This window comes from Mycobacterium paraffinicum, from assembly GCF_025822865.1.
Classification (GTDB): domain Bacteria; phylum Actinomycetota; class Actinomycetes; order Mycobacteriales; family Mycobacteriaceae; genus Mycobacterium; species Mycobacterium paraffinicum.
This window is the reverse complement of record NZ_JACKUR010000025.1, coordinates 262,231-274,857: the sequence shown is the minus strand read 5'-3', so window position 1 is coordinate 274,857 and position 12,627 is coordinate 262,231. Positions and strand designations below refer to the sequence as shown.

The window sequence follows — 12,627 nt, the reverse complement described above, 5'->3', positions numbered from 1 at the left end:
CGACGCGAGGGTGCGACGGCGATGCACGGCGAGCTCACGCAGGCTGAACACGCGCAGTCGGCTGGCCGCCGCCGTGAGTTTCACGCAGGGACCGCCGGTACGTCCGAACCGACCCGACCGTCCTGCAGCGTGATCACCCGATCGGTCGCCGCGGCGGCCTCCGCATTATGGGTCACCATCACCACCAGCCGCCCGCGGCCGGCTTCGTGTGCCACCTCGGCCAGCAGCTCCAGGATCGCGGCGCCGGTCGCGGAGTCGAGGTTGCCGGTGGGCTCGTCGGCGAGGATGAGCGGCGGGTCCATCATCAACGCGCGCGCCACCGCGACGCGCTGCATCTGGCCGCCGGACAGTTCCGCCGGCCGGTGGTCGGTCCGGTTGCCGAGCCCGACGCGGTCCAGCAACCGGATCGCATCGGGTTTGGCCCTGCCCAGCCGCACACCGTCGAGCAGTTTGGGTATCGCGACGTTCTCCCACGCCGACAAGGTCGGCAACAGGTTGAAGAATTGGAAGATGAAACCCACCCGGTGATGGCGGAACTCCGACTGCTGCTCGTCGCCCAGGCGGCCGATCTCCTCGCCATCGAACGTGATCGAGCCGGAATCGGGGGTGTCCAGCGCGCCGAGCAGGTGAAGCAGCGTGCTCTTACCCGCCCCCGAGGGTCCGACCACCGACACGAACTGACCGCCCCCGAGGCACAGGCTGATCCCGTCCAGCGCCCGGACCGTTTGACCGCCGACCCGATACTCGCGCACCACGTTGCGCAGTTCGATGGTCATCTAGGCACCACGAGGGCCGGCGGCACGCGGTTCACCGGTGGGGTGAACCGATCAACTGCCGGGCTCGTGTCATCGGGTGAATGCACGGCCCTTTGTGGCATCAGGAGAGCGTCAGCACATGTTCGGCAAGCACCGGGTGGTCGATCACATCGTCGGGCACCTCGCGTCGCTCGGGGTGGACCACGTCTTCGGTGTCGACGGCGCCAACATCGAGGATCTGTATGACGCCGCGCACTTCCGGCCAGAGGTCACCGCCGTGCTGGCCAAGCACGAGTTCTCGGCGGCCACCATGGCCGACGGATACAGCCGCAGCGGCGCCGGACTGGGCGTGGTGGCGGCGACGTCCGGTGGGGGAGCGCTGAACCTCGTCGCCGGCCTGGGCGAGTCGTTCGCGAGCCGGGTTCCGGTGCTGGCCCTGGTCGGCCAGCCCGCGACCACGATGGACGGCCGGGGCAGCTTCCAGGACACCAGCGGTCGCAATGGATCGCTGGATGCCCGGGCACTGTTCTCGGCGGTGTCGGTGTTTTGCGAGCGGCTGGTTTCGCCGGCGGACATCGTGTCGGCATTGCCCCGGGCGATCTCCGCGGCGCGCGCCGGTGGCCCGGCGGTGTTGTTGTTGCCCAAGGACATTCAGCAGGCATTCATCGCCGTCGACGGCAGCCCCGAGCATTTCGGTTTCAGCGCGTCGATCGGCAACCCGCATCTCATCGCCCGGGAACTGCGCCAGACCACCGGTCAGGTGACCATCATCGCCGGCGAGCAGGTGGCCCGCGACGACGCCCGGGCCGAACTCGAGGACTTGCGCGCGCTGCTGCGCGCGCGGGTGGCCACCGTCCCCGACGCCAAAGACGTCGCCGGCACACCGGGTTTCGGATCGTCGTCGGCCCTCGGCGTGACCGGCGTCATGGGCCACCCGAGCGTGGCCGAAACGCTGGCCGCCAGCGCCCTGTGCCTCATCGTCGGCACCCGGCTCACGGTGACCGCGCGCGGCGGCCTGGACGACGCGCTGGCGACGGTGCGAACGGTATCGATCGGGTCGGCGCGGCCCTATCTGCACTGCACGCACGTGCACACCGACGACCTGCGTGGCTCGTTGCGCCTGCTGACCCAGGCGCTGCGCGGTCACGGACGCCCGAACGGCGTGCGCGTGCCCGATCTGGTGCGGCGCACCGAGCTGACGCCCAGGGACTGCGACGGGCCGGGCGTGCGGTACCGCGACGCCATGGCGGTGCTGGACCGTGCCCTGCCCGACGGGGCCGACATCGTCGTCGACGCTGGCAACACCGGCGCGGCCGCGATCCACTACCTGCCGGCGCGGCGCGGCGGCAGATTCGTCGCCGCGCTCGGGATGGGCGGCATGGGCTACAGCTTCGGCGCCGGGATCGGCATGGCGTTCGGACGGGCGAACGGCGGCAGGCCGGGCGGCCGCACCGTGGTGATCGCCGGGGACGGCGCCTTCTTCATGCACGGGTTGGAAGTGCACACCGCGGTGCAGTACCGGCTGCCCGTGACGTTCGTGTTGTTCAACAACAACGCCCACGCTATGTGCGTGACCCGTGAGCAGCTGTTCTACCAGAACCGCTACAGCTACAACCGCTTCCGGCCCAGCGCGCTGGGAACCGGTCTGGCGGCGATGTTTCCCGGTCTGACGTCGGTTGATGTCAGCGACCCCGCCCAACTTGCCGCGGCGCTTCGGGTGGCGCTGGACATCGAGGGCCCGGCGGTGGTCAGCGTCGAATGCGACGCCGACGAAATCCCGCCATTTGCTCCATTTCTCACCGCGCTGTCAGGCAGTGCGGCTGTCGCAGAACAGGTTTCGACCGCGAAGGAGAACCGATCCGATGTCGTTGCCAGCGCTTGAGGATATCCCCACTCCCATCGACGGGGTGGTCCGCATCGAAACCAGCCCGCGGGAGAAGGCGACCCCGATCATCATGGAGATGATGCGGTCGGTCTACCCGCACGACCAGGTCTTCGGGGAGTACTGCACGGTCAACGATTACGTTGCGTGCCCGCCCGATGAGTTGTACGAGTATCTGGCCGACACCCGCAGCCTCGAGGAGTGGACGTACAGCCTGCGCGGTTTCACGCCCACCGACGAACCCGGCCTGTGGCTGGCCTACGACCGGCTCGGCTCGGAGACCGAGATCTATACACGGACCATCGCCAACGCGGCGGCGCGAACCGTCGACTACCACTGCGCGTGGGATCAGGGCAAGCACCTGTGGATGATCTATCTGATGCGCGTCGTCGACGCGCAGGTGGTCCTGGACAAGCCGGGATCGGTTGTGCTGTGGACGAACTGCCACCACCCGTTCTATGACCACAACCCATACCCGGAGACCGCGCCTGAGCAGCGGCCGGTGTGGGTGGGCGACTTCTGGGACATGTTCGGCGCCGGTCACGCGCTGGAGCTGCAGAACCTCAAGGCGATCGCCGAATACCGGTACCGCAACGGCCTGCCGGTGACTCCGAAATGGATGAGGTAGCAACATGAGCCAACCGAGCGTCAGCCTGATCGACGTTTCCACCTATCTACCCGGCGATCCCATCGGCGCCGACTACTACGCGCAATTCGCCGAATCCGACGACCTGCGCGAGAACGTGATGTTTCGCGCCCCGAAGTTTCGCCACCACGTCGGGCCGGACGAGAGTTCGATCGACATGATCGAACGCGCGGCGCAGGGCCTGATCGAGCGGCACGGCCACGACGTGGTCGAGGGCGCCGACGTGCTCATCACCCACACCCAGGTGCCGGACATGGCCTTCTACGGGCAAGGCGGCGGCATCGCGCACCGGCTGGGCATGCGGCCGTCCTGGGTGCTCGACCTCAACAACGGCGGCTGTGCGGCGTTCGTGTTGGCGCTCAACGTGGCTCGCAAACTGCTGGCCTCCGCTAACGGGCACACCGCGCTGATCGCCATCGCCCAAAACGCGGCCGGACAGTTCTTCGATCAGCCGACCATCCGCCGCAAGGCGCAGTCCGCGGTGCCCGGGGACGGTGCGGCGGTGGGTTTGGTCACGCTCGGCGACCGATCACCCATCCTCGACGTCGAGTGCCGCACCTACGGTGAATACGCCGGCGAGATGACGCTGTCCTACGACCCGCCCCGCAAGTGGTGGCAGGCCGGGGCCGGCGAGGGCAGCATCGGCTTCACCGAGAGCAAGATCACCAAGGTGCTGGCCCGCGGCAACCGGCAGGTCCCCGAGGTGGCGCTGGCGGTGTGCGATCGAATAGGCCTGCCCGCCAGAGACATCGATCTGCTCGTCACCAACCAGCCGAACCGGGTGTTCCTGCGCAACTGGCGCGAGGCGCTCGAGTTGCCACCCGAACGCCATCGAGACACCTTTGACGAGTGCGGCAACCTGTTCGGCGCCGGGATCCCGATCAACCTGGATCGCGCGATCTCCGAGGGACAGGCCGAGGCCGGGGATGTCGTCATGATGGCCGCCTTCGCCCATGCCGGCGACTTCGCCGGTGCGGCGGCGGTGCGCTGGGGCGGGCGAGGATGATGCAGCCCGCCCCGAGCCCGGTGGCCGGCGACGGATTCGACGCGCTGCCCGACGCGGTGGATCCGTTTGCGTTGTCGCTCAACGAGAATCCCTTCCCGCCGCTGCCGGCGGTGCGGTCGGCGTTGCTGCGGTCCGTTCACGCCGTCAACCGCTACCCCGAATTCCTGCCCGAGCGGCTGCGCGGCGTGATCGCCGACCACATCGGGCTGCCCGCCGACCGGGTGGTGCCGGGCGCCGGCGCCACCGGTGTCGTGCTGCTGGCCCTACAGGCGCTGACCGCTGCGGGCGACACGGTGGCGATGGCGACGCCCACCTTCGACGGTTACCCGATCCTCGCGCGGATGGCGCGGCTGAAGACGCGGACCGTTCCCCTGGATGCGCATGGCCACCACGACCTCGACGGATTGGCCCGCGCCGCCGCCGATGCCCGGGTGGTCGTCCTGTGCCGGCCGCACAACCCCACCGGAACGGTGGAATCCGCGGCCGCCGTTTCGGCGTTCCTGCGCCGGGTGCCGCGTGACACCGTCGTCCTCCTCGACGAGGCCTACATCGAGTTCGCCGCGCCCGAGCACCGCATCGCCGTGTCGGCGTTGGTCACCCGCTTCCCCAATGTGGTGGTGGTGCGGACCTTCTCCAAGGCCTACGGCCTGGCGGGGCTGCGGATCGGTTACGGCGTGGCGTCGCGGCAGCTGGCCGCCACGCTGTGGTCCCATCAGCTGCCGTTCGGCGCCCCGATCACCAGTCTGGTCGCGGTCGCCGCGTCCTACGCGGCGGAAGACCAACTGCTGCACCGGGTCCGGTTGATCAACGCCGAACGCTGTTATCTGCGGATGCGCCTCAGCGCGCTGGGGATCTACACGACGGACGCGCACGCGAACTTCATGTATCTGCCCGCGAAGAAGGATGGGCGGGGTGTGCCGTGGCATGAGGTTTTCGCCGACGACCGGCTGCGGGTGCGGTGCTACCCGGACGGTGGTGCGCGGATCACCGTGGGCAACCGCACCTCGACACTGGCGGTGCTGTCGGCGCTGGGGAAAGGCCACGCTCGCGCGCCAAGTGCGGTATGAAGGGGCGTGGCCGCCTCACGACCGCCGAAGCGTGATCCGATCGCCGCGGCGCGCGACAACTGGGAGCGCTCCGGTTGGAGCGACGTGGCGCAGGGCATGGTCGCAGTGACATCGGTGATGCGGGCGCACCAGATCCTGCTGGCCCGCGTAGAGACTGCGTTGCGTCCCTACGACCTGAGTTTCTCCCGCTACGAGTTGCTGCGCCTGCTGGCGTTCAGCCGGACCGGCGCGCTGCCGATCACCAAGGCGTCGGATCGGCTGCAGGTCCACGTCACCAGCGTGACGCATGCGATCCGCCGGCTGGAAGCCGACGGGTTGGTGCAGCGGGTGCCGCACCCCACCGATGGGCGCACCACCCTGGTGCAGATCACCGACCTGGGCCGCTCGACGGTCGAGGACGCCACGGTGACGCTCAACGAGCAGGTGTTCGCCGAGATCGGAATGTCCGAAGCCGAAGCGAAGGCGCTGGTCTCATCGATCGAGACGCTGCGCCGCGACGCGGGCGACTTCGCGGATTGAACGCGAGGAAGGTTATCCTTCGCCGAACGTGCACTGAGTGCGATTCTTCCCGCGCTATTTCGCAGTGAGTACACGCTCGGCGCGCCGCTGTGCCCGATCTAGCCGTCGCGCAGCATTTCGATCACCGCGCTGAAGTCCTTGTCGGCATGGTCGGCCGCGAATTTGGCGTAGATCTCGGCGGCGTGCCGGCCCAGCGGCGCGGCGGACCCGGTCGAGGTCACCGCGTCCATGGCCAGGCCCAGGTCCTTATTCATCAGCGCGGTCGCGAAACCCGGCTTGAAGTCGTTGTTGGCCGGCGACGCCGGCACCGGTCCCGGCACCGGGCAGTTGGTGTGCACGGCCCAGCAGTTGCCGGTTGCGCCGGTGATGACGTCGAAGAGGGATTGCGCCGAAAGCCCGAGCTTTTCGGCCAGCACGAACGCCTCGCCGACGGCGATCTGCTGCACCGCCAGCACCATGTTGTTGCACACCTTGGCCGCCTGGCCGGCCCCGGCCGCGCCGCAGTGAATGACCTTGCCGGCCATGGGTTCCAGCACGGGCCGGGCGCGCTCCAGGGCGGCCTCGTCACCGCCGACCATGAACGCCAGCGTCCCGGCGACGGCGCCCTTCACGCCGCCGGAGACGGGCGCGTCCAACTGCGCAACCCCGTGCGATTCGGCGAGCGCGTGCACCTCGCGGGCGTCGTTGACCGAGATCGTGGAGCTGTCGATGAACAGTGCGCCCGACCGGGCGGCCGGCAGCACGTCGGCGTAGCACCGCTTCACCAGGTCGCCGTTGGGCAGCATGGTAATCACCACGTCGGCCCCCGTCACCGCGTCGGCCGCGGTGTCGAACGTGGTGACGCCGTGGCCCGCCGCCGCGGCGACGGCGGCGGGCACGGGGTCGAACCCGCGCACCGCATGTTTGGCGGCAACAAGGTTCGCCGACATCGGCCCGCCCATATTGCCCAGACCCAGGAAAGCCACCGTCAGGTGCTCGGTCATCGCCGACCTTTCTACGCGCTCGCCTGCACGCGCGCGGCCTCGGCCCTGCCGATGACCACCCGCATGATTTCGTTGGTCCCTTCCAGGATTCGATGCACCCGCAGATCGCGGACGATCTTTTCCAGACCATACTCACGCAGATACCCGTAGCCGCCGTGCAGTTGCAGGGCCTTGTCGGCCACCTCGAAGCAGGTGTCGGTGACGTAGCGCTTGGCCATCGCGCACAGCTCGACCTTGTCGGGGTCGTCGTTGTCCAGCGCATCCGCGGCCCGCCACAACATCATTCGCGACGTTTCCAGCCCGGTGGCCATATCGGCCAGGGTGAACCGGATGGTGGGCTCGTCGAGCAGTGCCTTGCCGAACGCGGCCCGGTCCCGGACGTAGGCGGCCGCCTTGTCGGAGGCGGACTGGGCGCCGCCCAGCGAGCACGCCGCGATGTTGAGCCGGCCGCCGTTGAGGCCGTTCATCGCGATGCCGAAGCCGGCACCCTCGCCGTCGGCGCCGCCCAGCATGGCCTCGGCGGGTACCCGCACGCCCTCCAGGATCACCTGTGCGGTCGGCTGCGCGTGCCAGCCCATCTTCTCTTCCGGTGCCCCGAAACTGAGCCCTGCGGAACCTTTTTCGACGACGAAGGCCGAGATGCCGCGCGGGCCCTCGCCGCCCGTCCTGGCCATCACCACGTAGACGTCCGAGGCGCCCGCGCCGGAGATGAACTGCTTGACACCGTCCAGCACGTAGTCGCCACCCTGCCTGACCGCTCGGGTGCTCAGCGCGCTGGCGTCCGAACCCGCGCCCGGCTCGGTGAGGCAGTAGCTGGCGATGACGTCCATCCCGGCCAGCCGCGGCACCCATTCCTTGCGCTGTTCGGGGGTGCCGAACTTGTCGATCATCCACGCGCACATGTTGTGGATGGACAGGAACGCCGCGATGGTCGGGCAGGCAATGGCCAGCTGTTCGAAGATGCGGACACCGTCGAGCCGGCGCAGCCCGCTGCCGCCGACGTCCTCGCGGCAGTAGATCGCGGCCATGCCGAGTTCGGCGGACTCCCGCAATACGTCGGTCGGAAAGTGTTTGGCGGCATCCCATTCCAGGGTGTATGGGGCAATGCGTTTGGCGGCGAACGCGGCCGCCGTCTCGGTGATGACCCGCTCGTCGTCGTTGAGGGTGAACATAGAGCCCTAATCCATTGTGGGGATGACGAATTCGGCGCCATCCTTGATTCCGGACGGCCACCGCGACGTCACCGTCTTGGTCTTGGTGTAGAAGATGATGGACGAAGGGCCGTGCTGGTTGAGGTCGCCGAAGCCGGAGCGCTTCCAACCGCCGAAGGTGTGGTAGGCCACCGGAACCGGGATCGGCACGTTCACGCCGACCATGCCCACCTGCACCCGGGAGACGAAGTCGCGGGCGGCGTCGCCGTCGCGGGTGAAGACCGCCACGCCGTTGCCGTACTCGTGCTCCGAAGGCAGCCGCAGCGCGTCTTCGTAATCGTGGGCGCGCACGATGCACAGCACCGGCCCGAAGATCTCGTCGGTGTAGATCGACATCTCGGGAGTGACGTGGTCGAACAGCGTTGGGCCGATGAAGAATCCGCCCTCGAGGTTGGCATCGTCGAATGTCAGGTCGTCGCTGGCGCGTTCGCGGCCGTCGATCACCAATTCGGCGCCCGCCTCGACGCCCTGGCCGATGTAGTCGCGCACCCGCGCCAGCGCGGCCTCGGTGACCAGCGGGCCGTAGTCGGCCTTGGGGTCCAGACTGTGCCCGACGCGTAGGTTGTTGATCCGGTCAATGAGCCTGGCGCGCAACCGTTCCGCGGTCCGCTCGCCGACGGGCACCGCGACGCTGATCGCCATGCACCGTTCGCCTGCGCTGCCGTACCCGGCGCCGATCAGCGCGTCGACGGCCTGGTCGAGGTCGGCATCGGGCATCACGATCATGTGGTTCTTGGCGCCGCCGAAGCACTGCGACCGCTTGCCGGTGGCCGCGGCCGTCGCGTAGATGTACTGGGCGATGTCGGAGCTGCCGACGAAACCCACCGCCTGGATGTCGGGGTGGTGCAGGATGGCGTCGACGGCCTCCTTGTCGCCGTGCACGACCTGGAATACACCGGGCGGCAGGCCCGCTTCCAAGAAGAGTTCGGCCAGTCGCACCGGCACCGACGGGTCGCGCTCGCTGGGCTTGAGCACGAAAGCGTTGCCGCACGCGAGGGCCGGCCCCGCCTTCCACAGCGGGATCATGGCCGGAAAGTTGAACGGGGTGATGCCGGCGACCACACCCAGCGGCTGGCGCAGCGAGTAGACGTCGATGCCCGGGCCGGCGCCTTCGCTGTACTCGCCCTTGAGCAGGTGGGGGATGCCGATGGCGAACTCGATGACCTCGATGCCGCGCTGGACGTCACCGCGCGCGTCGGCCAGCGTCTTGCCGCGCTCGAGGGACAGTAGCTCGGCGAGCTCGTCCATGTGTTCGTTGACCAGCTCGACGAACCGCATCAGCACGCGCGCGCGCCGCTGCGGATTCCACGCCGCCCAACCCTTTTGCGCCTCGACGGCCGAGGCCACCGCGGCGTCGACTTCGGCCTTGCCGGCCATCGGCACCTGCGCCTGCACCTCGCCGGTGCTGGGATTGAAGACGTCGGCGGTGCGGGTGGACTGGCCGGCGGTGCGCTGCCCATCGATGAAGTGGGGGATTTGTGTGGTCATGGTGTCCTCGAGTTGTACGCGCGTGAGAGGCGGATACTTGGATATCCTAGTAACCGCGGACGGGCGTCGCAAGGAACACCGGTTTCACCCTGGATAGCCGCCGGCCGCCAGGTCCTCCAGCAGGCTCGGATGGGTGGGTCGCCAACCGAATCGCCGGCGGGTCAACTCGCTCGAGGCCGGTTGGTCCGCCTGGAAGACGGCACCGAGGAAGCCGAAATGGTCGGCCGAGACCGGCGCCGTGGGCACGTCGAGTTCGTGCCCGATGGCCTCGGCGAGCGCGCGCATCGGGTCCCCCTCATCGGCGACCGCGTGCGCCACCGTGCCGGGAGTGGCCTCCTCGAGAACCAGACGAAACAGCCGCGCGGCGTCGAGGACATGCACGGCCGGCCAGCGCTGGCTGCCGTCGCCGACATAGCCGGACACCCCGGTGCGTCGAGCGGCCTCGACGAGCATGGACGCGAACCCGCACGGGCCGGCCGCCCGATGCACAGACCGGGGGAGGCGGACCACCGCCGACCGGACCCCCTTGCCGGCCAGGTCCAGGGCGGCAAGGGCGTTTCGGCCGCGTCCGCCGATGGGTCCGTCGGTCGGCATCGGGTCCTCCTCGGTGGAAGCACGGCCGGGCACGGCCGGTGTTCCCGAGGCCATGACGAACGGCTTGCCGGTTCCCTCGAGGGCGGCGCCGAACGCCTCGACGGCACCGGCCTCCTGAGTGACCGCCTTCCCGAAGTCGTCGAAGTGCAGGAAGGCGAGGTGAACAACGGCGTCGGACTGCGCGGCACCCCTGCGCAGGCTGTCCGGGTCGTCGAGATCGCCGCGCAGCACGTCGGCTCCCATGGACTTCGCGGCCACGGCGGACGCGTCGGAGCGCGCCAGCGCGAGGACCTCGTGTCCCGCGCCGATCAGCTCGGGCACGACGGCCGAGCCGATGCCGCCGGTGGCACCCGTGACGAAAACCCGCATGAGCAACTCCTTCGAGTGATGGGACTGATGTCTCATCACGCTACCAGAATGATGGGACAAGAGTCTCATCGCTACGATGACGGGATGCCCCGATGGGAGCCGGATGCGCGAGCACGGCTGGTCGCCGCCGCGCTGCATCTGTTTTCCGAGCAGGGCTACGACCGGACCACCGTCGCCGAGATCGCCGATCACGCCGGCCTGACCAAGAGCACCTTTTTCCGGTATTTCCCCGACAAACGGGAGGTGTTGGCGGCCGGTCAGGAGACCCTGGCGCAGCTCCTGACGGACGGCATCGCCTCGGCGCCCGCGGGTGCGAGTCCGCTGGCCGCGGTCGCCGCCGGCCTCGAGCGGGCGGCCGGACCGATGACGCCGTTCAACCGCGAGCTCGGCCCCCGGCTGCAAGCCGTCATCGCCACCAGCACCGAATTGCAGGAGCGCGACGCGCTCAAACAGGTCGGCCTCGCCGCGGCCATGGCGGCCGCGCTGCGCGCGCGGGGGGTGGCGGCCCGGGCGGCAGCCCTCGCGGCCGAGCTGGGGGTGCTCGCATTCAAAGAGGCATACGCCGAATGGGTTGCCGCGGAGAATGAGCAAGACCTCGCCGAACTGGCTCGCAAAGCCCTGGATGACCTCCGCACCGCGGCAGCCGACATCGGCTGAGCAGGCTAGCCTTCAGGCGTATGCACACCATCGAGGCCGACTACCTGGTGGTCGGCGCGGGCGCCATGGGCATGGCGTTCGTCGACACGCTGGTGTCCGAGACGGACGCCCGCGTGGTGCTGGTGGACCGCAATCATCAGCCGGGCGGGCACTGGAACATGGCCTACCCGTTCGTGCGGCTGCACCAGCCCTCGGCGTTCTACGGCGTCAATTCGCTGCGCCTCGGTAGCGACTCCATCGACCAATTCGGTTGGAACCAAGGGCTTTACGAGTTGGCCACCGCCGGGGAGGTGTGCGCCTACTACGACCATGTCATGCGCAGGCAGCTATTGGCCAGCGGCCGGGTCTCCTACTTCCCGATGAGCGAATACCGCGGCCAGGATGGCGGTGACGGCCGCTTCACCACGCTCGCCGGCAGCGACCACACCGTCAGCGTGGCGCGCCGCATCGTCGATGCCACCTACATGCACGTCACGGTGCCTGCCATGCGGCCGGCGCCCTACGCCGTCGCACCCGGCATCACCTGCGTGCCGCCCAACGACCTGCCGAAACTGGGTGCGCACCAGCGTTACGTGATCGTCGGCGCGGGCAAGACCGGCATCGACACCTGCCTGTGGCTGCTCGGCCAGGGCGTCGCGCCGGACCGGCTGACCTGGATCATGCCCCGCGACTCCTGGCTGCTGGATCGCGCGACGATGCAGCCGGGACCGCTGTTCGCCGAGAAGATCAAAGCCGGCTTCATCGCTCAGCTGCGCGCGATCAACGACGCCGCGTCGGTCGATGATTTGTTCTCCCGGCTCGAGGACGCCGGCAGCGTGCTGCGGATCGATCCGGCGATCCGGCCGACGATGTATCGCTGCGCGACCGTCACCCGGGCCGAACTCGAACAGCTGCGACGCATCGGCGACGTGGTGCGCAAGGGGCACCTGCTGCGCGTCGACGCGGATCAGATGGTCCTCGAGGACGGCGCGGTGGCGCGCGACGGCGACGCTCTCTTTATCGACTGCACCGCCGACGGTGCCGAAAAGCGGCCGGCGACATCCATTTTCGACGCCGGCCGGATCACGCTGCAAAGCGTGCGCGGATGCCAGCAGATCTTCAGCGCCGCGCTGATCGCCCACGTCGAAGCCGCGTACGCCGACGACCGGGTGAAGAACGGCCTGTGCGTGCCGTTGCCCCACCCGGACACCGATGTGGACTGGTTGCGGTTGGCGCTGGCGGATTACAGCAATCAGCTGCGCTGGCTCGACGATCCGGACCTGACCGCCTGGCTGTCCGCGGCGCGCCTGGACCTGTTCGGCCATCTGGTCGGTCATCTGCTGCCGCCGGCTTCGGCGAAGCCCCGCGTGCGCGACCGGCTGCTGAGCATCGCCAAGTCGGTGTTCTCGGCCACCGCTACCAAACTCGACCAGCTACTCAGTGAACAATCCTCGCTTGCCGCACCGTGATA

The 12,627-nt window shown here is 68.9% G+C and carries 11 protein-coding genes and 1 pseudogene; 7 read left to right on the top strand and 5 right to left on the bottom strand.

All coding sequences use genetic code 11. The features are described from left to right. Window positions 1-80: 80 nt before the first annotated feature. Window positions 81-776, bottom strand: a complete 696-nt coding sequence (locus H7J89_RS15780; RefSeq protein ID WP_264044595.1) for an ABC transporter ATP-binding protein — start codon at window positions 774-776, stop codon at window positions 81-83. 118 nt (window positions 777-894) lie between these two features. On the opposite strand from H7J89_RS15780, the gene H7J89_RS15775 reads away from it, so the two are divergent. The 5 genes and pseudogenes from H7J89_RS15775 (at window position 895) to H7J89_RS15755 (ending at window position 5,875) form a co-directional block, all read left to right on the top strand. Beyond that, complete coding sequence (locus tag H7J89_RS15775; protein ID WP_264044594.1) at window positions 895-2,637, top strand: thiamine pyrophosphate-binding protein; 1,743 nt, start codon at window positions 895-897, stop codon at window positions 2,635-2,637. After that, on the top strand, window positions 2,618-3,265 hold the full coding sequence (locus H7J89_RS15770; RefSeq protein ID WP_264044593.1) for an SRPBCC family protein: 648 nt from the start codon (window positions 2,618-2,620) through the stop codon (window positions 3,263-3,265). The genes H7J89_RS15775 and H7J89_RS15770 overlap by 20 nt, the downstream gene beginning before the upstream one ends. Window positions 3,266-3,269: 4 nt before the next feature. Next, window positions 3,270-4,289, top strand: a complete 1,020-nt coding sequence (locus tag H7J89_RS15765) for a 3-oxoacyl-ACP synthase III family protein (protein ID WP_264044592.1) — start codon at window positions 3,270-3,272, stop codon at window positions 4,287-4,289. Then, window positions 4,289-5,465 (top strand): annotated as a pseudogene (locus tag H7J89_RS15760) (pyridoxal phosphate-dependent aminotransferase). Before H7J89_RS15765 ends, H7J89_RS15760 begins: the two are co-directional and overlap by 1 nt. Beyond that, window positions 5,363-5,875 carry a MarR family transcriptional regulator gene (locus H7J89_RS15755; RefSeq protein ID WP_264044590.1) on the top strand — a complete coding sequence of 171 codons (513 nt, stop codon included), beginning with the start codon at window positions 5,363-5,365 and terminating at the stop codon, window positions 5,873-5,875. Before H7J89_RS15760 ends, H7J89_RS15755 begins: the two are co-directional and overlap by 103 nt. A 98-nt stretch (window positions 5,876-5,973) precedes the next feature. Here the strand turns inward: H7J89_RS15755 and mmsB are convergent, their stop codons facing one another. The 4 genes from mmsB to H7J89_RS15735 all read right to left on the bottom strand — a co-directional run bounded on the left by mmsB (window position 5,974) and on the right by H7J89_RS15735 (window position 10,520). Beyond that, window positions 5,974-6,858 carry a 3-hydroxyisobutyrate dehydrogenase gene (gene mmsB, locus H7J89_RS15750; protein ID WP_264044589.1) on the bottom strand — a complete coding sequence of 295 codons (885 nt, stop codon included), beginning with the start codon at window positions 6,856-6,858 and terminating at the stop codon, window positions 5,974-5,976. Window positions 6,859-6,869: 11 nt separating this feature from the next. Continuing rightward, complete coding sequence (locus H7J89_RS15745) at window positions 6,870-8,030, bottom strand: acyl-CoA dehydrogenase family protein (RefSeq protein ID WP_264044588.1); 1,161 nt, start codon at window positions 8,028-8,030, stop codon at window positions 6,870-6,872. A 6-nt stretch (window positions 8,031-8,036) separates the two neighbouring features. Continuing rightward, window positions 8,037-9,557 carry a CoA-acylating methylmalonate-semialdehyde dehydrogenase gene (locus H7J89_RS15740; protein ID WP_264044587.1) on the bottom strand — a complete coding sequence of 507 codons (1,521 nt, stop codon included), beginning with the start codon at window positions 9,555-9,557 and terminating at the stop codon, window positions 8,037-8,039. A gap of 84 nt (window positions 9,558-9,641) precedes the next feature. After that, a complete protein-coding gene (locus H7J89_RS15735; RefSeq protein ID WP_264044586.1) occupies window positions 9,642-10,520 on the bottom strand; it encodes an SDR family oxidoreductase in 879 nt (292 codons plus the stop codon). Window positions 10,521-10,604: 84 nt separating this feature from the next. On the opposite strand from H7J89_RS15735, the gene H7J89_RS15730 reads away from it, so the two are divergent. Together H7J89_RS15730 and H7J89_RS15725 are read left to right on the top strand one after the other, a co-directional pair. After that, window positions 10,605-11,177: a TetR/AcrR family transcriptional regulator gene (locus H7J89_RS15730; RefSeq protein ID WP_264044585.1), complete on the top strand. Its 573-nt coding sequence runs from the start codon at window positions 10,605-10,607 to the stop codon at window positions 11,175-11,177. A 20-nt stretch (window positions 11,178-11,197) separates the two neighbouring features. Continuing rightward, on the top strand, window positions 11,198-12,625 hold the full coding sequence (locus tag H7J89_RS15725; protein ID WP_264044584.1) for an NAD(P)-binding protein: 1,428 nt from the start codon (window positions 11,198-11,200) through the stop codon (window positions 12,623-12,625). Window positions 12,626-12,627: the final 2 nt, after the last annotated feature.